The sequence below is a fragment of the Pantoea sp. ICBG 1758 genome (genome assembly GCF_002928325.1).
Classification (GTDB): domain Bacteria; phylum Pseudomonadota; class Gammaproteobacteria; order Enterobacterales; family Enterobacteriaceae; genus Pantoea; species Pantoea eucrina.
Window position 1 is genome coordinate 131,663 of the sequence record NZ_POWL01000001.1, and the last position, 25,720, is coordinate 157,382.

The window sequence follows — 25,720 nt, forward strand, 5'->3', positions numbered from 1 at the left end:
AATGCGGCGTCTATTTTTCCGGAATGTCTTCGGGACGCTTCTGGTGACAGGGATGTGGTTCTGCCCGCAGAGGCCGTCCCGGTTATTGGATACGGCGCATTAATTGTGTGGTGTCTGAAGTTGACCGAGCACGTGATTTTTTGAGGTAACAAAATGACAGTTTCAGTAGAAACCACCCAGGGTCTGGGCCGCCGCATTTCGATTACTATTCCAGCTGACAGCATTGACGCTGCAGTTAAGAAAGAACTGATTGAAGTGGCTAAGAAAGTCCGTATCGATGGTTTCCGTAAAGGTAAAGTGCCATCGCATATCATCAATCAGCGCTACGGCGCCTCTGTTCGCCAGGATGTGCTGGGCGAGCTGATGACGCGTAACTTTGTTGACGCCATCATCAAAGAGAAAATCAATCCAGCAGGCGCGCCTGACTACGTGCCGGGTGAGTATAAAGAAGGCGAAGACTTTACCTATGCGGTTGAGTTTGAAGTCTACCCGGAAGTGGAATTACAGGGTCTGGACGCAATCGAAGTTGAAAAACCGGTTGTTGAAGTGACCGATGCAGACGTTGACGCGATGCTGGATACCCTGCAGAAGCAGCAGGCTACCTGGAAAGAGACTGACGCAGCGGCTACCGCTGAAGATCGCGCTACCATCGATTTCAACGGTTCTGTTGATGGCGAAGAGTTTGAAGGCGGTAAAGCGTCTGACTTCGTACTGGCGATGGGTCAGGGTCGTATGATCCCTGGTTTTGAAGAAGGCATCACCGGTAAGAAAGCGGGTGACACCTTTACTATCGACGTTAAATTCCCGGACGATTACCACGCAGAAAACCTGAAAGGGAAAGATGCGAAGTTTGATATCGTTCTGAAGAAAGTTGAAACCCGTGAACTGCCAGAACTGACCGCTGATTTCATCAAACGTTTCGGCGTAGAAGATGGTTCAGTTGATGGCCTGCGTGCAGAAGTGCGTAAAAACATGGAGCGCGAGCTCAAAGGCGCTATCCGTAACCGCGTGAAGTCTCAGGTTCTGGATGGTCTGGTTGAAGCGAACAACATCGACGTGCCAGCCGCTCTGATTGATGGCGAAATCGACGTGCTGCGTCGTCAGGCTGCTCAGCGCTTTGGTGGCAATGAGAAGCAGGCGCTGGAACTGCCACGTGAGCTGTTCGAAGAGCAGGCAAAACGTCGCGTTGTTGTAGGTCTGCTGCTGGGCGAAGTGATCCGCATCAACGAGCTGAAAGCGGATGAAGATCGCGTTAAGACGCTGATTGAAGAGATGGCTTCTGCGTATGAAGATCCGCAGGAAGTTATCGAGTTCTACAGCAAGAACAGCGAGCTGATGAACAACATGCGCAACGTTGCGCTGGAAGAGCAGGCGGTCGAGGCTCTGCTGGCGAAAGCCAAAGTCGCCGACAAAGCGACCTCTTTCCAGGAGCTGATGAACCAGACCTCTGCGGCCTGATTAATCACTTAACGGAATGTGCTCAGCCCGCGACCTCCTGTCGCGGGCTTTTTTATTTTTATGATAAAAACCCCCTTCCTGCACCGCTATTTGACTAATTAAGCGGCAAATTATCCGTTATGCTCTTTTTCCAGGTTAGCGAATAGAGAAAAGGTTGTTATGCTTGAAACAACCGGGCAGCATCCCCAGATAGAGGAAGAATGCGAGAGAACCGTGAGGCTGGCTGATTAACCGTCCTGAAATGTCGGAACGAGGCGGCTGTGCATAGTTTTCGCAGCGCGTCTCACGTAGAATCGGTACAGAATGTTGCCAATGAAATTTATCAGGAGACGGTAATGTCATACAGTGGCGATCGTGAATTTACTGCACCAACTAATGCGCTGGTGCCAATGGTGGTCGAACAAACCTCGCGCGGCGAGCGTTCTTACGACATCTATTCCCGCCTGCTTAAAGAGCGCGTTATCTTTCTGACCGGTCAGGTTGAAGATCACATGGCGAACCTGATTGTGGCGCAGATGCTGTTTCTGGAAGCAGAGAATCCGGAAAAAGATATCTATCTCTACATCAATTCACCGGGTGGCGTGATTACGGCTGGTATGTCGATCTACGACACCATGAAATTCATTAAGCCGGACGTCAGCACCATCTGTATGGGCCAGGCGTGCTCAATGGGCGCGTTTTTGCTGACGGCAGGAACCAAAGGTAAACGTTTCTGCCTGCCTAACTCCCGCGTGATGATTCACCAGCCGCTGGGCGGCTATCAGGGACAGGCAACGGATATTGAAATTCACGCGCGTGAAATTCTGAAAGTAAAACAGCGCATGAATGAGCTGATGGCTGAGCATACCGGCAAATCGCTGGAGCAGATTGAGCGCGATACCGAACGCGATCGTTTCCTCTCTGCCAGCGAAGCGGTAGAGTATGGCCTGGTTGACTCTATCCTGACACACCGTCAATAAGACGCACCTGCCTGGCCCTTACGCTATAGTTAACGGGGGGCAGGCAGATGAGTTGCATGCATACCGGCCGTTGTTGTACGGCCAGTGCCGTACACCAGAGTAGGTCTGAGAACGAAAAGAGGTTAGCTGATGACAGATAAGCGCAAAGACGGTTCAGGTAAGTTGCTGTACTGCTCTTTCTGCGGCAAAAGCCAGCATGAAGTCCGTAAGCTGATTGCCGGGCCGTCAGTCTATATTTGCGACGAATGTGTCGATTTATGTAATGACATCATTCGTGAAGAGATCAAAGAGGTTGCGCCCCATCGCGAGCGTAGCGCTCTGCCAACGCCACATGAAATTCGTCACCATCTCGATGACTATGTTATTGGTCAGGAAAAGGCGAAAAAAGTGCTGGCGGTTGCCGTTTACAACCACTACAAACGTCTGCGCAATGGCGATACCAGCAACGGTATTGAGCTGGGCAAAAGTAACATCCTGCTGATCGGCCCAACCGGTAGCGGTAAGACACTGCTGGCAGAGACGCTGGCGCGCCTGCTGGATGTGCCTTTTACCATGGCGGACGCCACTACGCTGACCGAAGCGGGCTACGTGGGCGAAGATGTAGAAAACATCATCCAGAAGCTGCTGCAGAAGTGCGACTATGATGTGCAGAAGGCGCAGCGCGGTATCGTCTACATCGATGAGATCGATAAAATCTCCCGTAAGTCTGATAACCCTTCTATTACGCGTGATGTGTCAGGCGAAGGCGTACAGCAGGCCCTGCTGAAGCTGATCGAAGGCACCGTTGCCGCTGTCCCGCCTCAGGGTGGCCGCAAACATCCGCAGCAGGAGTTCCTGCAGGTTGATACATCGAAAATCCTGTTTATCTGCGGCGGCGCATTTGCCGGCCTTGATAAGGTGATTTCGCAGCGTGTAGAAACCGGATCGGGTATCGGCTTTGGCGCGACAGTAAAAGGCAAATCGCAAAAAGCCAGCGAAGGCGAACTGCTGTCACAGGTAGAACCGGAAGATTTGATCAAATTTGGTCTGATTCCGGAATTTATCGGTCGTCTGCCAGTGGTTGCTACGCTGAACGAGCTGAGCGAAGAAGCCCTGATTCAGATCCTGCGCGAGCCGAAAAATGCGCTCACCAAGCAGTATCAGGCGCTGTTTAACCTGGAAGGCGTTGAGCTGGAGTTCCGCGACGAAGCGCTGACGGCTATCGCTAAAAAGGCGATGTCGCGTAAAACCGGTGCGCGCGGTCTGCGTTCTATCGTTGAGGCGGCGCTGCTGGAAACCATGTATGACCTGCCTTCAATGGAAGATGTCGAGAAAGTGGTTATCGATGATTCGGTGATTGATGGCGAGTCCGATCCAATGCTGATTTATGGTAAGCATGAAGCACAAGCTTCTGGCGAATAAATAAGCAGCCAAATCACGTTGTTATCTTAAAAAAGGGGAATTTTATTCCCCTTTTACTTTTCTCACCGCTGTGACATTGAATGTCGGATAAGCATCCCCATATACTCATAATCCTGTGGGTTTAACTGCATACAGCCTGTATTACGCGGTACCCATCACCTGGCGGACATTAAACTAAGAGAGAGCTCTATGAATCCTGAGCGTTCTGAACGCATTGAAATCCCTGTGTTGCCGCTGCGCGACGTGGTGGTTTATCCGCACATGGTAATTCCGTTGTTTGTTGGTCGGGAAAAATCGATTCGTTGCCTGGAAGCAGCAATGGATCATGACAAGAAGATCATGCTGGTTGCCCAGAAAGAGGCTTCAACGGATGAACCTGGAATTAACGATCTCTTTGCCGTAGGGACAGTGGCGTCCGTACTGCAGATGCTGAAGCTGCCTGATGGCACAGTTAAGGTGCTGGTGGAGGGCCTGCAGCGTGCCCGCATTACCACGCTATCTGACAATGGCGATCACTTTGTTGCTCAGGCTGAATATCTGACTTCGCCAGAAATTGAAGAGCGCGAGCAGGAAGTGCTGGTGCGCACCGCGATTAATCAGTTTGAAGGCTATATCAAGCTGAACAAAAAGATCCCGCCTGAAGTGCTGACGTCGCTGAACAGCATTGATGATGCGGCGCGCCTGGCCGATACCGTGGCGGCGCATATGCCTCTTAAGCTGGCGGATAAACAGTCCGTGCTGGAGATGTCCGACGTTAACGAGCGTCTGGAATATCTGATGGCGATGATGGAATCGGAAATCGACCTGCTGCAGGTTGAAAAACGTATTCGCAATCGCGTCAAAAAGCAGATGGAAAAAAGCCAGCGCGAATATTATCTGAATGAACAGATGAAGGCGATTCAGAAAGAGCTGGGCGAGATGGATGATGCGCCAGACGAGTATGAAGCGCTGAAGCGTAAAATCGACGCGGCTAAAATGCCATCTGAAGCGCGTGAAAAAGCGGAAGCTGAGCTGCAGAAGCTGAAGATGATGTCGCCGATGTCGGCAGAAGCGACGGTGGTGCGCGGCTATATCGACTGGATGGTGCAGGTTCCATGGAACGCGCGCAGTAAGGTGAAGAAAGATCTGCGCAAAGCGCAGGAGACGCTTGATACCGATCACTTTGGTCTTGAGCGCGTCAAAGATCGCATCCTTGAGTATCTTGCGGTGCAGAGTCGCGTCAGCAAAATCAAAGGCCCAATCCTCTGTCTGGTTGGCCCGCCGGGTGTGGGTAAAACCTCTCTGGGACAGTCGATTGCGAAAGCGACCGGACGTAAATATGTGCGTATGGCGCTGGGCGGCGTGCGCGATGAAGCAGAAATTCGCGGACATCGTCGCACCTATATCGGTTCAATGCCGGGCAAACTGATCCAGAAAATGGCGAAAGTAGGTGTGAAAAACCCGCTGTTCCTGCTGGATGAGATTGATAAAATGTCGTCTGATATGCGCGGCGATCCCGCTTCGGCACTGCTGGAAGTGCTGGATCCGGAACAGAACATCGCGTTTAACGATCACTACCTGGAAGTCGACTACGATCTGTCTGACGTGATGTTTGTCGCGACCTCCAACTCCATGAATATTCCGGCACCGCTGCTGGATCGTATGGAAGTGATCCGCCTGTCGGGCTATACCGAAGATGAAAAACTCAATATTGCGAAGCAGCATCTGCTGCCAAAACAGATTGAGCGCAATGCGCTGAAAGAGAAAGAGATCAGCGTTGACGATAGCGCAATCATCGGCATCATCCGCTATTACACGCGTGAAGCAGGCGTGCGTAGCCTGGAACGTGAGCTCTCTAAGTTATGCCGTAAAGCGGTCAAAGCGCTGCTGATGGATAAAACTCAGAAGAGCATCACAATTAATGGCGACAACCTGAAAGATTTCCTTGGCGTACAGCGTTTTGATTACGGTCGCGCTGACAGCGAAAACCGCGTAGGACAGGTGACCGGCCTGGCGTGGACAGAAGTGGGCGGCGATCTGCTGACCATCGAAACCGCATGTGTGCCAGGTAAAGGCAAGCTGACCTATACCGGTTCTCTCGGCGAGGTTATGCAGGAGTCGATTCAGGCTGCATTAACCGTGGTTCGCGCCCGGGCAGAAAAACTGGGTATTAACGGCGACTTCTACGAGAAGCGCGATATCCACGTGCACGTGCCGGAAGGGGCTACGCCGAAGGATGGTCCGAGTGCCGGTATTGCGATGTGTACGGCGCTGGTCTCCTGTCTGACCGGTAACCCGGTCCGTTCCGATGTGGCGATGACCGGTGAGATCACGCTGCGCGGTCAGGTACTGCCTATCGGTGGTCTGAAAGAGAAACTGCTGGCAGCACACCGTGGCGGGATTAAAACTGTACTAATCCCGGATGAAAACAAGCGCGATCTGGAAGAGATCCCGGCAAACGTGATTGCCGATCTCAGCATCCATCCGGTTAAACGCATTGAAGAGGTGCTGAATCTGGCCCTGGAAAATGCGCCATCCGGTATGCAGGTTGTGACGGCAAAATAGCGCTGAGCAGCAAACGCGGCTAAAAAACGAAGCTGGCAGGCCAAATCAGGCTTGCCAGCTTTTTTTTGCCTGTTAAGTTAGAGGGCTGCTGGATCGGCGATTAAGATGAATACCGTTGTTTCAGCACCACAGGCTTGTTATAACTGGCTGCGCGTTTGCTCCGGCGTAAAGAGACGGGGCAAAGTGAATAATAAAAGAGGGGATGAAGAGAGTGAATAAGTCACAGTTGATCGACAAAATCGCTGCAGAAGCGGACATTTCAAAAGCAGCAGCCGGACGTGTACTGGAGGCCTTTACCGAATCTGTTTCTGGCGCACTGAAAGAGGGCGACGAAGTAGCCCTGGTGGGTTTCGGTACTTTCTCTGTGCGCGAGCGCGCTGAGCGTGCCGGCCGTAATCCGCAGACCGGTAAAGAGATCACCATCCCGGCTGGCAAAGTACCGGGATTCCGCGCCGGTAAAGCGCTGAAAGACGCCGTTAATTAAGCCAGTCAGGATTAACCAGTGAAGCATTTTCTTCTCTGGATTGAGGACGAAAAAGCCGTTCTCATGTAACATACGGGCACATCATTACTGATGTGCCTTTTTTATTTGATGCGCAGCTTAAGCCAGTGGCTTCAGTCTCCGCATGGTTGCCAGCTGCCAGCCTGAACTGCAGCTGCACGATGATGGCATCGTGTCTGAGCTTTACATTCACACTACAGCGGAGTGTTGTCATACCATGATGGACAATTTACGCGCGGCGTCGAATCATGTCGTGCTCAAGGTTATTCTGGGATTGATTATCCTGTCCTTTGTGCTTACCGGGGTGGGTAACTACCTGATAGGTGGCAATGGCGATTACGCTGCGAAAGTTAACGGCCACGAAATCAGCCGGGCTGAGCTGGAGCAGGCGTTTAACAGCGAGCGCAATCGTCAGCAGCAGATGCTGGGCGATCAGTTCTCGCAGCTGGCGAGCAATGATGGGTATATCCAGCAGATGCGCCAGCAGGCGCTGTCACAGCTGGTGGATCAGGCGCTGCTGGATCAGTACATCAGCGAGCTGCATCTTGGCATCAGTGATGAGCAGGTAAAGCAGGCCATTTTTAACCAGAAAGCGTTTCAGACCAACGGCAAATTTGATAATGCCAAATATAACGGTCTGATCACCAGCATGGGCTTCTCAGCCGATCAATATGCAGAAGCGCTGCGCAAGCAGTTGCTTAATCAGCAGCTGATCAACGCCATCGCTAACACTGATTTTATGCTGAAAGATGAAACCACAAAGCTGACCGATTTAGTCTCGCAGCAGCGGGAAATTCGTCAGGCGGTGGTTAACGTGGATGCGCTGGCAGCGAAGCAGACGGTTAATGACGATGAGATCGCGCAGTATTATCAGCAGCATCAGAACAGCTTTATGGCCCCGGAGCAGTTCCGCGTCAGCTACATCAAAATGGATGCAGCAGCGATGCAGCAGCCGGTCAGCGAAGCGGACATTCAGAGCTGGTACGATCAACACAAAGCGGACTATTCACAGCCCCAGCGCAGCCGTTACAGCATCATTCAGACCAAAACTGAGGCGGAAGCCCGGTCAGTGCTGGATGCGCTGAAGCAGGGCGGGGACTTTGCCAGCCTGGCGAAAAGCAAATCTGCCGATCCTATCTCCGCGCGTAAAGGTGGTGATATGGGCTGGCTGGAGCCTGCAACCACGCCGGATGAGCTGAAAAATGCCGGCCTGACGCAGAAAGGCCAGCTTTCAGACGTGATCAAGTCCTCAGTCGGTTTCCTGGTGGTACGTCTGGATGATATCCAGCCGGAGCAGGTGAAGCCGCTGGCGCAGGTGCATGACGTTATTGCAGATAAAGTTAAGCAGGAAAAAGCGCTTGACGCCTTCTATAAGCTGCAGCAGAAAGTCAGTGAAGCCGCCAGCAATGACAATGAATCGCTGGCGGGTGCAGCCCAGGTATCGGGTCTTAAGGTCAGCGAAACAGGCTGGTTTACCCGTGATGATATGCCTGCCGACCTCGACTTTGACGCGGTTAAACAGGCGGTCTTCAGCGGCGGCTTAATTGGGCAGAACGGCGCGCCGGGCAACAACTCCGATATTATCAGCGTGGATGGCGATCGCGCGTTTGTGCTGCGCATCAGCGAACATAAACCGGAAGCGGTAAAACCGCTTGACCAGGTGAAGGCACAGGTTACCGACCGCATCAAACACGATAAGGCGACGCAGCAGGCTAAAGCGCAGGCAGATAAACTGCTGGCCGGGCTGAAAGCGGGCAAGAGTGAGGCGCTGAGCGCGGCAGAACTGACGCTGAGCAGCAGCAAAGTGGTTGATCGTAACGCACAGGATCCGGTCGCCCAGACCGCATTTTCACTGCCGCAGCCAGCAGAGAATAAACCGTCCTGGGGCGTAAGCGAAGATATGCAGGGCAACGTCGTGCTGGTCGCGCTGGATAAAGTCTCTGCCGGCAGCCTGCCGCAGAACCAGGTCGATGAGATGATCAAAGGCGTGACGCAGAACAATGCGCAGATCGCATTTGAAGCGCTGCTTGAAAACCTGCGCAAAGAGGCGAAGATCAAATATGGGGCAGCGGCACAAGCCCAGTAAGCCTCACAAATAAAGGTAATTTTCTGCAACAATCAAAGGCCGCTTCTGCGGCCTTTTCCATCTCTGCGCTTCGCCTTTTGCCGGACATCCTCTGCTGTGACACGCTGCTGATGCTGTCAAACACAAGGAGAAAAACAGCATGAACAAATCTACTTTTCACGCATTTTGTCTGACACTGGCGCTGGGCGGCGCACTCTGCAGCAGCACTCTTGCGCATGCGGCGGGAGAGCCCGCGGAAGCACAGGCGAAGCCGCCCGCATCGCTGACGGCCGGAGCGGTCAGCATCAACGACGCTACCGCGGAGCAGCTGGCGAGCGCCATGAATGGCATCGGATTGAAAAAAGCGCAGGCGATCGTCAGCTATCGCGAAGAGTATGGGCGCTTCACCGCGCTGGATCAGCTCAAAGAGGTGCCGGGTATCGGCAGCGCGCTGGTCGAACGCAACAGCGATCGGCTCAAACTGTGAAGCACTTCGCGACGCTGAAGAATCTGTGAAGACCGGCAACAGGCTGTGCTATGCTCAACAGGTCCAACCAGTTAGTAATTTCAGCCTGTTCAGGAGCGTTGATGCAAACCACAATCAAAGTGCGCGGCTATCATCTGGATGTCTATCAGCACGTTAATAACGCGCGCTATCTCGAATTTCTGGAGGAGGCGCGCTGGCAGTGGCTGGAAGAAGCGGACGCCTTTAACTGGCTGATGGCGCAAAAACTGGCGTTCGTGGTGGTAAACATCAACATCAACTATCGCCGGCCTGCGGTTCTGGGCGACCGTCTGGTCATTGAAAGTGACGTGTCACAGCTCAGCGGTCGCAGCGGGATCATCGCACAGCGTGTGCTGCTTGCAGAAGATCGCACTCTGGTGGCTGACGCTCTGCTGACGTTTGTCTGTATCGATTTACGGACGCAAAAAGCGGTGCCGCTGGAGGGAGAACTGCGCGAACGCCTGGCCACTCTCATGGCCGGACGTTAAACCGTGGCGTCACTGCTGACGCCACGCCAGCGACATGCTGACTCAGCGCAGGCCGCTTTTTTGCTTCATTGCCGTCATTATCGCGGCGGCATTGTCCTGATACTCCGCCAGCCCGCGGGCACGTAAATGACAGGCGGCGCAGGTTCCGCAGCCATCTCCTTTAATGCCGTTATAGCAGGTCAGCGTCTCTGTCCGCACCAGCGGCAGCTGCTGCCAGTAATCAGCAAGCGCCCAGGTCTCTGCTTTATTCAGCCACATCAGCGGCGTCTCAAAACGTATCTCGCGAGCCATGCCAAGGCTGACCGCGTGATTTAACGCTTTAACAAACTCATCGCGGCAGTCGGGATAGCCGGAGAAGTCGGTCTCGCAGACGCCGGTAATAACAGCTTCAGCTTCTACCTGATACGCGTAGACAGAAGCGAGCGTCAGAAACAGAATATTACGGCCCGGGACAAAGGTGCTGGGTAATCCGCTGGCATCAGCCTCATAGGCCGGTACCGGAATGTTATCGCGCGTCAGGCTGCTTATCGCCAGTTCGTTAAGCAGGGTGACATCCAGTACTTTATGCGCGCGCGCGCCCAGTTTATGTGCCAGCTCCGCCGCCACTTCGATCTCTTCGCGGTGGCGCTGGCCATAATCGAAGGTGACGCAGTGAACTTCATCATAGTGCTGCAGAGCCTGAATCAGGCAGGTGGTGGAGTCTTGTCCACCACTAAAAACGACAACGGCGCGTTTCATTAACTTATCTCTCCTGGTGTGGTCTCTTATGGTACTGCGTCAGCGCCGGAGTGAACAGGGCTGACGGCTGGCGGCGGGATCCACGCCCGGGTAAAGTCAAACCAGCCCAGTGAAGTCAGCCGCACACCTTCAACGCCCGCTGGCGCCAGTACCTGATAACGGTAGTTGAACAGCGGCAGCAGATAACCTTCGCTCATCAGCGTATGGAAAAGTTGCTGAACGGCGGACGAGCGTACGCTGTCGTCTGGCTCACGGGCGATCTGCTGAAGCGACTGACGAAAGCTGTCGCGCAGCGGCTGCCACAATCTGTCCTGCTCCAGCCAGTTCAGCAGGGTAAACTGCGGCGCGTCACCGATCAGCCGGTCGCCCATAATAATATCCGCTGCGGTGAGATCCTGCGCGTGGCCCCAGCTTTTTACCTCATGAAAGACGCAGCTCAGCTCACAGCCGTGTGAAGCCAGCAGCGTGACCAGCGCCTCCGCCATCACGTGCAGTTCAACCGGCAGATGGTAATGCAGGGTCAGTCGGGCGGGCAGGGCAACGGGGTCCGCCCCGGTCTGCGGAACCGGCCAGCCGGGCAGCAGCGAGTGACTCGGCGTAATCAATCCTTCTGCCAGCGGCAGCTGGCGGATCACATCGCTGCGCTGGATCAGCGTAATCAGCGTCCGGGCCTGAGCCGTACTGAAACGCAGCGAGGGGCGGGTCGCCAGATAGCAGAAGCCGCGGCTGATACTGCGGTCTACCGGCCGCAGCTGCTGCAGTTCGTCAGCATTGCCAATCGCAATCTGGACCGGATGCCGGCAGCTGTTGCCCTGTTCCGGCATAAACAGGGCAGGCGTGATCCAGTATTCAATACGCTGGATCAGCGCGCGCTGCAGATGCCAGCGCGCATAGCTCTCCAGCCGCAGCAGGGTCGGGGTAAACTGCACCAGCTGCCAGGGGCCGCTGCCGGTTTGCGGGCTGTCGGGGTGCGGCAGCAAACAGAATTGATGGGCCAGCCGCTGCGGCAGCCAGTAGTCGGGCCGATGCAGCCGGATACGCAGCGTGAGCGGATGTGGCGCGTCAATCTGCGCCACGCTGGCAAGCAGCGCGCGGCCGTCGGGGCTGCGGATAATCTGCTGCAGGACCGCTGCCAGCTGCGCGGCATACAGCGGCTCGCCGTTATGCCAGCTGAGCTGCGGACGCAGCCAGAAGCTCCAGTTCAGTCCGCTGCTGTCATGCTGCCAGTGGTGCGCCAGATCGCCGCTGACGCGGTTGTTTTCTACGCGCGTCAGGCCAGAGAAAATCTGCCGGGCCAGATGCTGCTCAGCGCGGCCGAGAGGCTGCAGGGGGGCCGGGAACGCCAGGGTACGATAATAAGGAATGCGCAGCACCGGCATACGATCCTGCCAGTGCCCGCCCATCAGTGGCTGCAGCAGCTGCAGCAGGCGTTCCGGCGGCAGATCAAGCGTCTGCAGCATCTGGATCGGTTCGCCCGCCAGCAGCTGGCGGTTAAGCAGCTGCTGGCGCAGCGTCTCCGGTGCGATCAGAAACTGCAGTTCACCCTGCTTACCGCGCCCCGGCTGGCTGCTCCAGCGGATCCAGCCCGCCTGCTGCCATTTTTTCAGCAGAGTACGCGCATGACGTTCGCTGCAGAAACAGCGCTGAGCCAGCATGGCAACGCTTAGTCGCTGCGTCTCTCCCTGGTTGGCGTGCCACAGCCGCTGAAACTGGCTGACACGATGAAGTTCACGCATAGTTAAACCCGGAACAGTTTTCAAAAAGTATTCACTATTCGTTCCGTAATTACCAGGCGATAGTAAAAGCATCCCTCGACAGGAGAACAGGCATGGCTCGTCTTGCAGCATTTGATATGGACGGCACGCTGCTGCTGCCCACGCATCAGTTAGGTAAAGAGACGCTGGAAACCCTGCATGCGCTGCAGCAGCGCAATGTGATTCTGGCTTTTGCCACCGGCCGCCATCTGCTGGATATGCAGGTGATCCGTACACAGATCACGCTGCCTGCCTGGCTGATAACCGGTAACGGCACGCGTATTCACGACCCGCAGGGCAACCAGCTGTATGGCTGCGATCTGCCGGCGGACGTCGCAGAGCAGGTCATGCGAACCCGCTGGGAAACGCCAGCCTCCATTCACCTGTTTACCGACGAGGGCTGGTTTACTGATAAGCCACTGCCTGGCGCGCTGGAGGCGCACTCGCTGAGCGGATTTAGCTATCAGCTGTGCGATCTGCAGCAGATGTCAGGAAATAACATCACCAAAATCTGTTTTATCGCACCCCACGAGATGCTGCTGGCGCTGCAGGAAGAGCTGCAGCAGGCGCTGGGCGCGCGTGCCACTATCTGTTTTTCCGCCTGGGACTGTCTTGAGGTTCTGCCGACAGGTTGCCATAAAGGCGCGGCGCTGGCGCGACTGTGCGAACATCTCGATCTGCCGCTGGCGGAGTGTATGGCCTTTGGCGATGCGATGAACGATCGCGAGATGCTGGAGCAGGTAGGTAAAGGCTTTGTTATGGGCAACGCGATGCATCAGCTTAAAGCCGCGCTGCCGCATTTGCCGGTTATCGGCCATTGCGAGACACAGGCGGTGTCTCACTATTTAAATCACTGGCTGACCACGCCCCACCTTGATTACTCCCCCAGGGGCTGAGTCTTGCCGTGAGCCGGACCGGATGTCCGGTTTTTTTATTGCAGCGCCTGCAGCCAGGGCTGAATATCGCCAATCTGCGCCGCAACCCACGCCGGGTTGTAATAGGTGTCAGGATAGCGTTCGCCGCTGTCGCAGAGCAGCGTAACCAGCGCGCCCCGTTCACCGCTGGCGCGCATGCGTTTCGCCACCTGCATCATGCCCCAGAAGTTGGTGCCGGTTGAAGCGCCGGGGCGCCGCCCGAGGATCTGTTCCAGCCGCAGCATAGCCGCCAGCGTGGCGCCATCGGGGACTTTGATCATCTCATCAATCACGTCGGGCAGAAAAGAGGGTTCGACGCGCGGGCGGCCGATTCCTTCAATCAGGCTGCCGCGTGCATTGCGCAAACTGCTGTCCCGGCTGTGCCAGTAGTCAAAAAATACCGAATGCTGCGGGTCAGTAACCAGCAGGCGGGTGGAGTAGCCCTGATAGCGAATATAGCGGCCCAGCGTGGCGGAAGTGCCGCCGGTGCCGGCGCTCATGATCAGCGTATGCGGCACCGGAAACGGCTCATGCGCCATCTGCCGGAAAATACTTTCAGCAATATTATTATTGCCGCGCCAGTCCGTCGCGCGCTCGGCATAGGTAAACTGATCCATAAAGTGGCCGTTGAGTTCACGCGCCAGCCGCTCAGACTCCGCGTAGAGCTGGCACGGATCAGCCACAAAATGGCACTCTCCGCCATAAAAACGGATCATCTCAATTTTGCGCTTTGCGGTACTGACCGGCATAACCGCGATAAACGGCAGGCCGAGCAGCCGGGCAAAGTAGGCTTCCGATACGGCAGTACTGCCGGATGACGCTTCAATAATCGGGGTTTTTTCACCGATCCAGCCATTAGCCAGTCCATACAGAAACAGCGAACGCGCAAGGCGATGTTTCAGGCTGCCGCTGGGGTGCGTGCTCTCATCTTTGAGATAGAAAAAGATGCCCGGGAAATCGTCCAGCGTAAAGCGGATCAGGTGTGTGTCAGCCGAGCGCTGGATATCAGCGTTGATCTCATTAATGGCGTGGCGGATCCAGGGGGTTTGCATGGCGATTCTCTCCGGTTTTCATTGCCGCCAGTGTACGGCACGGGCAGGAAAAAGAGGTTGCTAAAACCAGGGTATAATCGGCTTTTCAGAGAAAAATATTCTCCGGTGAGGCGTGATGATAGATAAAGTTGACCGTAAGCTGCTCGCCCTTTTGCAGAAGGATTGCACGCTATCGCTGCAGGCGCTGGCAGAGGCGGTCAATCTGACCACCACGCCCTGCTGGAAGCGCCTGAAAAAACTTGAAGATGACGGTATCATCCGGGCGCGCGTAGCGCTGCTGGATGGTGAAAAACTCGGTCTGTCACTGACCGCGTTTATGCTGATCAAAACGCAGCAGCACAGCAGCGAATGGTTCAGGCAGTTTGTCGCCGTGGTTGAGCCAATGCCGGAAGTCATGGCGTTCTACCGTATGGCCGGTGAGTATGACTATCTGCTGCGAATACAGGTTGCGGATATGAAGAGCTACGACGCGTTTTATAAGCGGCTGGTGAATGGCGTGCCGGGCCTGATAGATGTCACCTCCAGCTTTGCGATGGAAGAGATTAAATACTCAACCGCGCTGCCCGTTGTGCCCTGAAGCGTAAATAAAGAGAGAGATTGTGCGATTATTCAGCCAGCTTAGTTGGTATTTCCTGCGTGAGTGGCGCCGCTATGCCGGTGCTGTCTGCCTGCTTATTATCATCGCTTTACTGCAGCTGATCCCGCCGCATCTGGTCGGCGTAATTGTCGATGGCGTCACGCAGCAGCGGCTCTCTGCCGGGCAGATTATGATGTGGATCGGCGTCATGTTGCTGACCGCCGTTATCGTTTATCTGCTGCGCTATGTCTGGCGCGTGCTGCTGTTTGGCGCCTCGTATCAGCTGGCGGTAGAGCTGCGCGAGGACTTTTATCGTCAGCTAAGCCGGCAGCATCCTGCGTTCTATCTGCGCCATCGCACCGGCGATCTCATCGCGCGCGCAACGAATGATGTCGACCGCGTTGTGTTTGCAGCGGGAGAGGGAGTGCTGACGCTGGTGGACTCCCTGGTCATGGGGCTGGTAGTGCTGGCGGTCATGAGTACGCAGATAAGCTGGCAGCTGACGCTGCTGGCGCTGATCCCGATGCCCTTTATGGCGCTGGCGATCCAGCGGGATGGTTCCCGGCTGCATCAGCGTTTTAAAGTTGCGCAGGCGGCGTTCTCCAGCCTTAACGATCAGACGCAGGAGAGCCTGACCAGCATCCGTATGATCAAAGCATTTGGACTGGAAGATCACCAGTCGCAGCAGTTTGCTGACATCGCCAGCGATACCGGACGTAAAAATCTGCATGTTGCGCGGGTGGATGCGCGATTTGATCCCATTATTTACGTCGCCGTTGGCTTCTCCAACCTGCTGGCGATCGCAGGCGGCGGCTGGATGGTATGGCACGGTATCCTGACGCTGGGTCAGCTCACCAGCTTTGTGATGTATCTGGGGCTGATGATCTGGCCGATGCTGGCGCTGGCGTGGATGATCAACATCGTGGAGCGCGGCAGTGCGGCCTGGAGCCGTATTCGCGCGCTGCTGGCTGAAGCGCCGGCAGTGGCTGACGGCACCCTGACGTTACCGCCTGAGCCGGCTGTGCTGCAGCTCGCCATTGACGCCTTTCACTACCCGGGGACAGAAAATGCCGTACTGCAGGATATCCATGCGAAGCTGCAGCCAGGGCAGATGCTGGGATTATGTGGCCCGACCGGCTGCGGTAAAAGCACGCTGCTCAGCCTCATCCAGCGCCACTTCGATATCGATCGGGGAGAGATCCGCTACGGCGAGCTGCCGCTGGCGCAGCTGCAGCTGGACAGCTGGCGCAGCCGCCTGGCGATAGTGAGCCAGACGCCGTTTCTGTTTTCTGACAGCGTGGCAAACAATCTGGCGCTGGGTCGTCCCGACGCCACGCAGCAGCAGATTGAGCAGGCGGCAAGAATGGCCTGCGTGCATGAGGATATTCTGCGCCTGCCGCAGGGCTATGAGACAGAGGTCGGAGAGCGTGGGGTCATGCTTTCGGGCGGACAGAAGCAGCGTATCGCGATTGCCCGTGCGCTGCTGCTGGAGGCGGAGATCCTGATTCTGGATGATGCGCTCTCTGCGGTAGATGGACGTACTGAACATGACATCCTGCATAACCTGCGCATCTGGGGAGAGAACCGTACGCTGATTATCAGCGCGCACCGTCTCTCGGCATTAACGGAAGCGAGTGAAATTCTGGTGCTGCAGCAGGGGCGCGTTGCGCAGCGAGGCGATCATGACCAGCTGGCGGCGCAGCCGGGCTGGTACCGCGATATGTACCGCTATCAGCAGCTGGAAGCGGCGCTGGATGATGAGAGTGAAAACAAAGATGAAACCGCAACAGGAGCGCAGCATGGCTAAGTCGCAGCGGCTGTGGCCGACGCTGAAACGGCTGCTGGCATACGGAAAACCCTGGCGCCGCTCGCTGTGGCTGGCAACCGGTATGCTCTGGCTGGCGGCGGCGGCCGAGGTGACCGGCCCGGTGCTGGTCAGCTATTTTATCGATCGCCTGATCGCCAGACATCAGATGCCGTGGGGCATCGTGGCGGGATTACTGGTGAGTTTTATTCTGCTGCAGCTTATGGCGGCGGCGCTGCACTATTTTCAGGCGCTGCTGTTTAACCGTGCGGCAATCGGAGTGGTGCAGCAGCTGCGCGTTGATGTCATGAACGCGGCGCTGCGCCAGCCGCTGAGCGCGTTCGACACCCAGCCGGTGGGGCAGATTATTTCGCGCGTCACCAATGACACCGAGGTTATTAAAGATCTCTATGTCACCGTAGTCGCCACCGTGCTGCGCAGCGCCGCGCTGATTGGCGCGATGCTGGTCGCCATGTTTTCGCTCGACTGGCGTATGGCGCTGGTGGCGCTGGTTATTTTCCCGCTGGTGCTGACCGTGATGCTGATTTATCAGCGTTACAGTACCCCGATTGCCCGCCGGGTTCGCAGTTATCTGGCGGATATCAACAACGGCTTTAACGAAGTGATCAACGGCATGAGCGTGATCCAGCAGTTCCGGCAGCAGGCGCGTTTTGGGGCACGCATGAGCGAAGCGAGTCGCGCCCATTATATGGCGCGCATGCAGACGCTGCGGCTGGACGGATTTCTGCTGCGTCCGCTGCTTAGCCTCTTTTCTGCACTGATTTTGTGCGGCCTGTTACTGCTATTCAGTTTTGCTTCACCCGGCGCATTTGAAGTCGGCGTGCTTTATGCCTTTATCACCTACCTGGGCCGGCTGAATGAGCCGCTGATCGAACTGACGACGCAGCAGTCGATGCTGCAGCAGGCGGTGGTATCGGGTGAGCGCATCTTTGAACTGGTTGATGCGCATCAGCAGGGGTATGGCAGCGAAAGTGCTCCGCTGCGTTCCGGAGAAATTGCGCTGCACGACGTCAGTTTCGCCTATCGCGACGATCGCGACGTGCTGAGCAATATCTCCTTTACCGTGCCGTCACGGGGCTTCGTTGCGCTGGTCGGGCATACCGGCAGCGGCAAGAGCACGCTGGCAAACCTGCTGATGGGTTACTATCCGGTAAAGCACGGATCGATTGTGCTGGACGGGCGTCCGGTCTCTTCGCTCTCGCACGATGCGCTGCGCACCGGCATTGCCATGGTGCAGCAGGATCCGGTGGTGCTGGCCGATACGCTGCTGGCTAACGTACAGCTGGGGCGGGCGATCCCTGAAGAGCGGGTGTGGCAGGCGCTGGAGAGCGTGCAGCTCGCTACGCTGGCCCGCGCGCTACCGGACGGTATCCATACGCGACTGGGAGAGCAGGGCAATACGCTTTCGGTCGGGCAGAAACAGCTGCTGGCGCTGGCTCGCGTGCTGGTCGCGCCGCCGCAGATCCTGATCCTCGATGAAGCTACCGCGAACATCGATTCCGGCACCGAGCAGGCGATTCAGCAGGCGCTGCGCACTTTGCGCCAGCACAGCACGCTGGTGGTCATTGCGCACCGGCTCTCGACAATTATGGAGGCGGAACAAATCCTGGTGTTACATCGCGGCCATATTGCCGAGCGCGGTACGCATACAGAGCTACTGGCGCAGCAGGGGCGCTACTGGCAGATGTATCAGCTGCAGCAGGCTGGCGAGCAGCTGGCGGCCGGCGCATCCGCCTGAGTTGCACCTTTTTTGTTCATCCTGACCCGTTCTTTTCTCGCTTCTGCACCTCTTTGACGCCCTGAGCACCAAAGAGGTGCAGACCCCCGTACCGTTCTTTCTCTCCGGCAATGCCGCCCCGCGCTGAGCCTGTACCGCCGCCGCGTTTAACCGCGTTTTGCACTTCTGGCACACCCTTTGCTTTAACCACTGCGTATACATCGCGCAGTTGTGTTTAATCCGGAGGGGACGTATGAAGCTGGTTACCGTGGTAATCAAACCATTCAAGCTGGAGGATGTCCGTGAGGCACTATCCTCCATTGGCATTCAGGGGCTGACGGTATCTGAAGTTAAAGGGTTCGGCCGTCAGAAAGGACATGCCGAACTCTATCGCGGGGCCGAGTACAGCGTTAACTTCCTGCCAAAAGTAAAAATCGATATCGCGATTGCAGATGACCAGCTGGATGAAGTGGTTGATGTCATCAGTAAAGCGGCCTACACCGGCAAAATTGGCGACGGCAAAATCTTCGTTGCTGAGCTGCAGCGGGTGATCCGTATCCGTACCGGTGAAACTGACGAAGCGGCGCTCTGATCCGGGTTCTGACTTGAGATGGGATGAAAAAAATGAAAAAAATGATGATGAAACTGGGCCTTGCCAGCCTGGCGCTGTTACCCACTCTGACGCTGGCTGCTGCCCCTGCGGTCGCAGATAAAGCGGACAACGCCTTTATGATGATTTGTACCGCGCTGGTACTTTTTATGACAATTCCCGGCATCGCGCTGTTTTATGGCGGCCTGATCCGCGGTAAAAATGTCTTGTCCATGCTCACACAGGTTGCCGTAACCTTTGCCCTGGTCTGCGTATTGTGGGTTGTGTATGGCTACTCGTTAGCCTTTAGCGAAGGCAACGCCTTTTTCGGCAACTTCCAGTGGGTGATGCTGAAAAACATCGAGCTGAAAGCCGTCATGGGCAGCTTTTATCAATATATTCACGTCGCGTTCCAGGCGTCGTTTGCCTGTATTACCGTCGGATTGATCGTGGGCGCGCTGGCTGAGCGTATTCGCTTCTCAGCGGTGCTGATTTTCGTCGGCGTCTGGCTGACGCTCTCCTATCTGCCGATTGCGCATATGGTGTGGGGCGGCGGTTATCTGGCACAGGATGGCGCGCTGGACTTTGCCGGCGGTACCGTGGTGCATATCAACGCCGCTGTCGCGGGGCTGGTGGGCGCGTATCTGGTCGGAAAGCGTGCCGGTTTTGGTAAAGAGGCGTTTAAACCGCATAACCTGCCGATGGTGTTTCTCGGTACGGCCATTCTCTACGTCGGCTGGTTTGGCTTTAACGCCGGTTCAGCGTCATCGGCGAACGAAATTGCTGCGCTGGCGTTTGTGAACACCGTTGTCGCTACCGCCGGTGCGGTGCTCTCCTGGGTCTTTGGTGAGTGGGCGCTGCGCGGTAAGCCTTCGCTGCTGGGTGCCTGCTCCGGCTTTATCGCCGGCCTGGTCGCCATTACGCCAGCCTGTGGCTACGTGGGCGTTGGCGGCGCACTGATCATCGGTCTGGCGGGCGGACTCGCGGGCATCTGGGGCGTTACGACGCTGAAAAGATGGCTGCGCGTCGATGATCCCTGCGATGTGTTTGGCGTGCACGGCGTGTGCGGCATCCTCGGCTGCATCCTGACCGGCGTCTTCGCCTCCAGCTCACTGGGTGGCGTTGGCTATGCGGAAGGCGTCACTATGGGGCATCAGGTCTGGGTCCAGATATTCAGCTGTATCGTTACCGTAGTCTGGTCCGGCGTGGTGGCCTTTATCGGCTTCAAGCTGGCGGATGTGATTGTCGGCCTGCGCGTACCGGAAGAGCAGGAGCGTGAAGGTCTGGATGTAAACAGCCACGGCGAAAACGCATATAACCAGTAAGCTAAAAATGAAGAAAAGGGGCGACCAGGTCGCCCCTTTTTTTATGCGTCGCGCTGACGCATAACACCTTCCTGTACCGTGGTCGCCACCAGCGTACCCTCCTGCGTATAGAACTCGCCGCGTACAAAGCCGCGCGCGCCAGAGGCAGACGTGCTCACCACGCTGTAAAGCAGCCATTCTGAGAGATCGAACGGGCGGTGAAACCACATCGAGTGATCGATCGTGGCCACCTGCATATCCGCTTCCAGGAACCCTTTGCCGTGCGGCTGCAGCGCCACCGGCAAAAAGTTAAGGTCGGAGGCGTAGCCCAGCACATATTGATGGATGCGACGATCGGCAGGCATCTGGCCATTGGCGCGCACCCAGACCTGGCGCACCGGCTCAGCCACGTGGCCCTTAAGCGGGTTGTGGATCTGAACCGGGCGGATATCCAGCGGTCGCTCAGCGAGAAACTTCTCTTTGAGCTTCAGCGGCAGATGCGCGGCGAGTTTTTGCGCCAGATCGCGTTCAGAGGGCAGTTCATCCGGACCCGGTACCGGGGGCATGCTGTTCTGATGCTCAAACCCGGTTTCAGGCGCCTGAAATGAGGCGGTCATATAGAAAATAGGCTGACCATTCTGGACTGCGCTGACGCGGCGCGCGCTGAAGCTTTTACCGTCGCGCAGCGTTTCAACATCGTAAATAATCGCTTTATGGCTGTCGCCGGGACGCAGAAAATAGCTATGAAATGAATGAATAATGCGATCTTCCGGCACCGTCTGTTTAGCAGCATAGAGCGCCTGGCCCACCACCTGACCGCCAAACACCTGACGCAGACCGAGATCTTCACTCTGCCCGCGGAACAGGCCTTCTTCCAGTTTTTCCAGATTTAATAGCGTAAGCAGGTTAGTCAGCGCCTGGCTCATAATCATGTCCTCATCAGCAGATATGGCGCAAGTGTGAAAGATCCGACCAGTTTGCGCAACGGATTTGCGCTGATTTCTGATGACGGGCGACGCGCCAGGCGCAATGCGGATTTCTGTGCCAGAATTAAGAGCAATCGGCGGTTGAAATGCCAGCTAAAAAATTAACCGCCGACAATCATAGTGTTCATAAGGAGACGACATCGATGAAACTTTGGCAGGTTATTAGCGGTATGACACTGGCGGCGGCGATTACAGGGTGTGCTGACCACAGCAAACCGGTTCCGACGCCTACGCTTGGCTCGGCGGTTGCCAGCCAGCAGTCGGCCATCAAGCAGCCTAACGTAAGCGGTTCTGTTTATATCCGTCAGCGCATCGCGCTGCCGCCGGATGCAGTACTGACCGTTACGCTGGCAGATGCGTCGCTGGCGGACGCGCCTTCTAAAGTGCTGGCACAGCGTGCCGTGCGTACCGAAGGCAAACAGTCACCGTTCCAGTTTATTCTGCCCTTTAATCCGGCAGACATTAAGCCAGACGCGCGCATTCTGCTGAGCGCAGCCATCACTATGGATGGCAAACTGGCGTTTGTTACGGACACGGTAAAGCCAGTGATCAATCAGGGCGGCACCAAAGCTGAACTGCTGCTGGTGCCGGTTGCCAATCGCGCAATGCCGACGCAGCCGGGTGCCGCTACCACGGTTCCGTCGACGTCGCCTACTCAGGTAACGCCATCGGCTTCAGTACCGGCGCCGACCAGCCTGTAATCTGCAGCATCAGCAGGCCCGTTGCGGGCCTGCTGATTAAATTTCCCAGCGATAGCGTGCCATATCAATCCCGCCTTCCTCACTGACAACGACGCCTTCAGCCTCCAGCGCATCGCGCTGACGTAGCAGATCGTCACCCTGCAGGGAAATCTGTCCGTAACGGTTAACAACGCGATGCCAGGGCAGCGTGCTTTCCGGCGGCAGGCGACGCAGTACACCGCCGACCTGACGCGCAGCGCGCGGTGAACCGGCGAGTAAGGCGATATCACCGTAGGTGGTTACCTGACCGCGCGGTATTGCGGCCACAATGTGCCACACGCGTGCGGCAAAATTCAGAGAATCATTCATTATCGGGAGTAAGAAACAGAGGGAAACCAGAAGCAGGGTAGCTGACAGAGTACGCCTGTTCAAGAAAACAACGGTTGTCTGGCTCACCCTTGCAATTGCACAGGCGTTCGCTGATAATGCCCCCGCTCTCCGAAAAGAGAGCACTCAATGGAGGCCCTGTTGGTTCTCCCGCAACGCTAACTTGTGAACTCGGTCAGGTCCGGAAGGAAGCAGCCGCAGCAGGCGACGCGTGTGCCGGGATGTAGCTGGCAGGGCCTCCACCCATTTCGGGCCAGCAAATAGCCGCGCCTCTCCAGGATTTTACGGCACTCCCTTGCCTTATTCCGCTTCAGTCACTCAACAGCACTGCACGCTTTATCAGCGAACATATTTCCACACAGAGCCTGGCACTTTATCGTAAAGCTTGTTCATGGTCAGTTCAGCAAGGCGATGATCTGCTGCTGAATAGAATACTGCCAGTTCGCTATCCGGTAATTCATACTTATTTTTTTCGATGACCCGTTCAAGGGTATCAATTGAACGACAACGACGCAGACGCATCAAATAGTCGGTCTTGGTCAGGGTTTGATTGCTCATGAAAAAAATCTTCTCACTCTGATGCTAAAAGGAATGGCTCGGTTGCTGAAGATAAGCACACTCTTCGGCGAAAATATTAAATAAGCGTTTAGCGGATCGCTGCCAGCGCTGAAGATCCTTTGCATTGATACTGTAACTGCTAAAAAGCATAAAGGTATCATCAAGATATTCATCGATTTGAGAAATCAGCGACTCGTCTTCGGTATGCTTAATTTTGTAATTCATTGTGAAAGAGGCGATATGCTCAATAAAATCGTTGAGCTGTAAATTAGCAGAGGAGGCAGGGTCGTTAACCCAGTCGCGATGATTTTCACTCAGGGTAGCCATACTCTCGTCATACAGGTTTTCACATAAGAATTTAAGCTGGGCAATATCATGCCGTTTCGGTGAGTATTCGTCCATCTTTTTCCCTCCATAGCGAGCACAGGAGCCGCAACGCGGCGAGATTTAAAAGAGCTACCAGGGAGCGATCACGAATAAAAATAATTCAGCGACCTGTTAAATGTAATCCACAATCATTAGTTTTGCTCACCTCAATTACCAAATATTACAATTCATCAGCAGGGGAGAGGCGCGTATTGTCAATCACATCAAACACCAGCGCACCGGGCTTTATGTGGAACATAACTTCTTCATGTCGGGTAAAGGTTTCGTTCAAATCGAGGCAGGGATTAAATAAATCCCAGGAAAATTCATAAAGCATTTTAAAACTATCTGGATTAATGGTTTTAATAGATAGCACCTGAAAACTTTCAGGAACTAATTGAGCACTTTGCGAATACCAGTCTAACTCTCCGGCCAGCGCTTCAGCTATTTTAAGAATATTCCCCTGGATGACGCTGCGAAGTTTGTCACAGTCATGTTCATCTGCCGCAACGTCCACATTAATAATAGCCTGCATAGCGTATTCCGTAAAAAAAGATCGTACCGCTATCATTGAGTCTTGCTGGTTGTAATGCAAGCAGGCGATTAACGCTACCAGCGATTATTGCGATGGGTGATGCCACTGGCGATCTGCCCGGTGCACGGACGATCAATTTTTGAAACACTTCTCTGCACGCGCGTCACCGCTAAATCCAGTAGCATATTGTTATGTTATAACATAATGGTGGACGCGATGCGCAACAGCGGTCTGTTACTTTCCGTCGGCAGTCGTCTGATGGTTGTCATGATACTTATTACTCTGCTAATGCTCTGCGTCTTCTGGGGCACCACGGCATGATCCACTTTAATCAGCTCCAGGTTGGCTATCGCGGGCAGGCGATAACCGCGATCCCCGACGGAAAACTGGCTGCCGGCAGTATGACCGCGCTGACCGGCGCAAACGGCAGCGGCAAGTCAACCCTGCTGAAAACGCTGGCTGGCGTAATTGCACCGGTCTCCGGCTCCTGCCCGATCGGCGTGCCCGCCAGCGCTATTGGCTGGCTGCCACAGCGTAGCGAACTGGAGACGCGTTTTCCGCTTACGGTGTATGAACTGGTTGCCACCGGCTGCTGGCCGCGCTGCGGCTGGTTTGGCGGCATTAACCGGGCGCTGCGCAGAGAGATCGACGCCGCGCTGGACGCCGTACAGATGCGGGCGTTTGCTGATGCGCAGCCTGCCACGCTCTCTGGCGGCCAGCTGCAGCGGGTCCTTTTTGCCCGGCTTCTGATGCAGCAGAGCCGGGTATGGCTGCTGGATGAACCTTTCAGCGCTATCGATGCATCCACCACTACTCTGCTGATGGCGCTGCTCCGGCAGCAGCAGCAGCAGGGCACGACGCTGCTGGTGGTCCTGCACGACAGGCCGCTGGTCAGCCGCTACTTCAGCGCAGAATTGTCGCTGGACCACTCGCCAGAGAGAGTGCAGGTGACGTCATGACGCTGCTGCAGCCTTTTATCGAATTTGGCTTTATGCGTCGCGCGCTGGTGGCCTGTGTTGCGCTGGCGCTGAGCGCCACTCCGCTGGGCGTATTTCTGTCACTGCGCCGGATGAGCCTGATAGGCGATGCGCTATCGCATGCGATCTTGCCGGGTGCAGCGGTTGGCTACCTGCTCTCAGGTCTGTCGCTGGTGGCAATGGGCGCAGGCGGACTGCTGGCGGGGCTGGTGGTGGCGCTGCTCTCCGGTGCCGTCAGTCGTTACACCCCGTTAAAAGAGGATGCCAGCTTTTCCGGATTTTATCTTGGCTCGCTGGCGCTGGGGGTCACGCTGGTTTCGCTGCGCGGCTCCAGTGTGGATCTGCTGCACGTGCTGTTTGGTTCACTGCTGGCAGTCGACACTCGTGCGCTGGTTCTGGTTGCCGCTATCGCCACGTTCACGCTGCTGACGCTGGCGCTGATTTTCCGCCCGCTGGTCATTGACGCCTTCGATCCCGACTTTTTGCGGGTGCAGAACCGCTGGAGCGCACCGCTGGTACAGGGGCTTTTTCTGCTGCTGGTCGTACTGAACCTGGTTGCTGGCTTTCAGATTCTGGGAACGCTGATGTCCGTCGGGCTGATGATGCTGCCCGCTACCAGCGCCCGCTTCTGGAGCCGTCGGCTCACCCCATTGCTGTTTATCGCTATGCTGCTGGCAATCGCTGCTGCGCTAAGCGGGCTGATGCTCTCCTGGTACTACTCACTGCCTGCCGGACCAGCCGTGGTGCTGAGTGCCGCCGGGCTGTTTCTGCTCTCTGTTCTGACAGGGCCATGCGGCGGCGTGCTGCGTCGTCGTTAATATACTGATAAGGGGATACAA

Annotated in this window: 25 protein-coding genes and 1 other RNA gene; 18 read left to right on the plus strand and 8 right to left on the minus strand. The window is 55.9% G+C overall.

All coding sequences use genetic code 11. The features are described from left to right. Window positions 1-153: 153 nt before the first annotated feature. The 8 genes from tig (at window position 154) to C1Y41_RS00705 (ending at window position 9,922) form a co-directional block, all read left to right on the plus strand. On the plus strand, window positions 154-1,458 hold the full coding sequence (tig, locus tag C1Y41_RS00670; protein ID WP_094111500.1) for a trigger factor: 1,305 nt from the start codon (window positions 154-156) through the stop codon (window positions 1,456-1,458). Between the two features lie 335 nt (window positions 1,459-1,793). Further along, the gene (gene clpP / locus C1Y41_RS00675) at window positions 1,794-2,417 is read left to right on the plus strand and encodes an ATP-dependent Clp endopeptidase proteolytic subunit ClpP (protein WP_010616837.1); all 624 of its coding nucleotides are present in this window, start codon (window positions 1,794-1,796) and stop codon (window positions 2,415-2,417) included. A 129-nt stretch (window positions 2,418-2,546) separates the two neighbouring features. Further along, window positions 2,547-3,818 carry an ATP-dependent protease ATP-binding subunit ClpX gene (clpX, locus tag C1Y41_RS00680; protein WP_039382987.1) on the plus strand — a complete coding sequence of 424 codons (1,272 nt, stop codon included), beginning with the start codon at window positions 2,547-2,549 and terminating at the stop codon, window positions 3,816-3,818. A 189-nt stretch (window positions 3,819-4,007) separates the two neighbouring features. Further along, window positions 4,008-6,362 carry an endopeptidase La gene (gene lon, locus C1Y41_RS00685; RefSeq protein WP_104084628.1) on the plus strand — a complete coding sequence of 785 codons (2,355 nt, stop codon included), beginning with the start codon at window positions 4,008-4,010 and terminating at the stop codon, window positions 6,360-6,362. Between the two features lie 211 nt (window positions 6,363-6,573). Beyond that, window positions 6,574-6,846: a nucleoid-associated protein HU-beta gene (gene hupB, locus C1Y41_RS00690; protein WP_039382989.1), complete on the plus strand. Its 273-nt coding sequence runs from the start codon at window positions 6,574-6,576 to the stop codon at window positions 6,844-6,846. A gap of 235 nt (window positions 6,847-7,081) precedes the next feature. Further along, window positions 7,082-8,950, plus strand: a complete 1,869-nt coding sequence (gene ppiD, locus C1Y41_RS00695; protein ID WP_104085326.1) for a peptidylprolyl isomerase — start codon at window positions 7,082-7,084, stop codon at window positions 8,948-8,950. Between the two features lie 139 nt (window positions 8,951-9,089). Next, window positions 9,090-9,416: a helix-hairpin-helix domain-containing protein gene (locus C1Y41_RS00700; RefSeq protein ID WP_071668933.1), complete on the plus strand. Its 327-nt coding sequence runs from the start codon at window positions 9,090-9,092 to the stop codon at window positions 9,414-9,416. A gap of 101 nt (window positions 9,417-9,517) precedes the next feature. After that, on the plus strand, window positions 9,518-9,922 hold the full coding sequence (locus C1Y41_RS00705; protein ID WP_039382991.1) for a thioesterase family protein: 405 nt from the start codon (window positions 9,518-9,520) through the stop codon (window positions 9,920-9,922). Window positions 9,923-9,964: 42 nt separating this feature from the next. On the opposite strand, the gene queC is transcribed toward C1Y41_RS00705, so the two are convergent. Beyond that, a complete protein-coding gene (gene queC, locus C1Y41_RS00710; RefSeq protein ID WP_039382992.1) occupies window positions 9,965-10,660 on the minus strand; it encodes a 7-cyano-7-deazaguanine synthase QueC in 696 nt (231 codons plus the stop codon). Between the two features lie 26 nt (window positions 10,661-10,686). Next, entirely contained in the window at window positions 10,687-12,396 is a 1,710-nt protein-coding gene (locus tag C1Y41_RS00715) for an SgrR family transcriptional regulator (RefSeq protein ID WP_104084629.1), read from the minus strand. 92 nt (window positions 12,397-12,488) lie between these two features. On the opposite strand from C1Y41_RS00715, the gene cof reads away from it, so the two are divergent. Further along, complete coding sequence (cof, locus tag C1Y41_RS00720) at window positions 12,489-13,310, plus strand: HMP-PP phosphatase (RefSeq protein WP_094111504.1); 822 nt, start codon at window positions 12,489-12,491, stop codon at window positions 13,308-13,310. 35 nt (window positions 13,311-13,345) lie between these two features. Here the strand turns inward: cof and C1Y41_RS00725 are convergent, their stop codons facing one another. Next, window positions 13,346-14,380, minus strand: coding sequence for a PLP-dependent cysteine synthase family protein (locus tag C1Y41_RS00725; RefSeq protein ID WP_039382995.1), 1,035 nt, complete (start codon window positions 14,378-14,380; stop codon window positions 13,346-13,348). Window positions 14,381-14,495: 115 nt separating this feature from the next. Between C1Y41_RS00725 and C1Y41_RS00730 the strand changes: the two genes are divergently transcribed. From C1Y41_RS00730 to amtB, 5 genes are all read left to right on the plus strand, one after another. Then, complete coding sequence (locus tag C1Y41_RS00730; protein WP_039382996.1) at window positions 14,496-14,957, plus strand: Lrp/AsnC family transcriptional regulator; 462 nt, start codon at window positions 14,496-14,498, stop codon at window positions 14,955-14,957. A gap of 22 nt (window positions 14,958-14,979) precedes the next feature. Then, window positions 14,980-16,764: a SmdA family multidrug ABC transporter permease/ATP-binding protein gene (locus tag C1Y41_RS00735; protein WP_104084630.1), complete on the plus strand. Its 1,785-nt coding sequence runs from the start codon at window positions 14,980-14,982 to the stop codon at window positions 16,762-16,764. Continuing rightward, window positions 16,757-18,520, plus strand: a complete 1,764-nt coding sequence (locus C1Y41_RS00740) for a SmdB family multidrug efflux ABC transporter permease/ATP-binding protein (RefSeq protein ID WP_039382998.1) — start codon at window positions 16,757-16,759, stop codon at window positions 18,518-18,520. Before C1Y41_RS00735 ends, C1Y41_RS00740 begins: the two co-directional genes overlap by 8 nt. A gap of 232 nt (window positions 18,521-18,752) precedes the next feature. Next, a complete protein-coding gene (gene glnK / locus C1Y41_RS00745) occupies window positions 18,753-19,091 on the plus strand; it encodes a P-II family nitrogen regulator (RefSeq protein ID WP_003850469.1) in 339 nt (112 codons plus the stop codon). A gap of 32 nt (window positions 19,092-19,123) precedes the next feature. Beyond that, window positions 19,124-20,413, plus strand: coding sequence for an ammonium transporter AmtB (gene amtB, locus C1Y41_RS00750; RefSeq protein ID WP_071669033.1), 1,290 nt, complete (start codon window positions 19,124-19,126; stop codon window positions 20,411-20,413). A 41-nt stretch (window positions 20,414-20,454) separates the two neighbouring features. Here the strand turns inward: amtB and tesB are convergent, their stop codons facing one another. Further along, window positions 20,455-21,318: an acyl-CoA thioesterase II gene (gene tesB, locus C1Y41_RS00755; RefSeq protein ID WP_039382999.1), complete on the minus strand. Its 864-nt coding sequence runs from the start codon at window positions 21,316-21,318 to the stop codon at window positions 20,455-20,457. Window positions 21,319-21,521: 203 nt separating this feature from the next. Here tesB and C1Y41_RS00760 point away from each other — a divergent pair, with 203 nt between their 5' ends. Further along, on the plus strand, window positions 21,522-22,079 hold the full coding sequence (locus C1Y41_RS00760) for a YbaY family lipoprotein (RefSeq protein ID WP_039383000.1): 558 nt from the start codon (window positions 21,522-21,524) through the stop codon (window positions 22,077-22,079). 36 nt (window positions 22,080-22,115) lie between these two features. Here C1Y41_RS00760 and C1Y41_RS00765 read toward each other — a convergent pair whose 3' ends face one another. After that, window positions 22,116-22,427: an MGMT family protein gene (locus C1Y41_RS00765; protein WP_039383001.1), complete on the minus strand. Its 312-nt coding sequence runs from the start codon at window positions 22,425-22,427 to the stop codon at window positions 22,116-22,118. Between the two features lie 157 nt (window positions 22,428-22,584). On the opposite strand from C1Y41_RS00765, the gene ffs reads away from it, so the two are divergent. Then, an RNA gene (ffs, locus tag C1Y41_RS00770) (signal recognition particle sRNA small type) lies at window positions 22,585-22,681 on the plus strand. Between the two features lie 103 nt (window positions 22,682-22,784). On the opposite strand, the gene C1Y41_RS00775 is transcribed toward ffs, so the two are convergent. The 3 genes from C1Y41_RS00775 to C1Y41_RS00785 form a co-directional block, all read right to left on the minus strand. Beyond that, on the minus strand, window positions 22,785-23,003 hold the full coding sequence (locus C1Y41_RS00775) for an HHA domain-containing protein (protein ID WP_039383002.1): 219 nt from the start codon (window positions 23,001-23,003) through the stop codon (window positions 22,785-22,787). A gap of 24 nt (window positions 23,004-23,027) precedes the next feature. Further along, window positions 23,028-23,405 (minus strand): Hha toxicity modulator TomB, encoded by a 378-nt coding sequence (gene tomB, locus C1Y41_RS00780; RefSeq protein ID WP_039383003.1) that lies wholly within the window; start codon window positions 23,403-23,405, stop codon window positions 23,028-23,030. 145 nt (window positions 23,406-23,550) lie between these two features. Next, window positions 23,551-23,904 (minus strand): hypothetical protein, encoded by a 354-nt coding sequence (locus tag C1Y41_RS00785; protein ID WP_039385744.1) that lies wholly within the window; start codon window positions 23,902-23,904, stop codon window positions 23,551-23,553. Window positions 23,905-24,221: 317 nt separating this feature from the next. On the opposite strand from C1Y41_RS00785, the gene C1Y41_RS00795 reads away from it, so the two are divergent. Beyond that, entirely contained in the window at window positions 24,222-24,863 is a 642-nt protein-coding gene (locus C1Y41_RS00795; RefSeq protein ID WP_039383005.1) for a metal ABC transporter ATP-binding protein, read from the plus strand. Continuing rightward, window positions 24,860-25,699, plus strand: coding sequence for a metal ABC transporter permease (locus C1Y41_RS00800; protein ID WP_094111507.1), 840 nt, complete (start codon window positions 24,860-24,862; stop codon window positions 25,697-25,699). The genes C1Y41_RS00795 and C1Y41_RS00800 overlap by 4 nt, the downstream gene beginning before the upstream one ends. The last annotated feature ends 21 nt before the right edge of the window (window positions 25,700-25,720 follow it).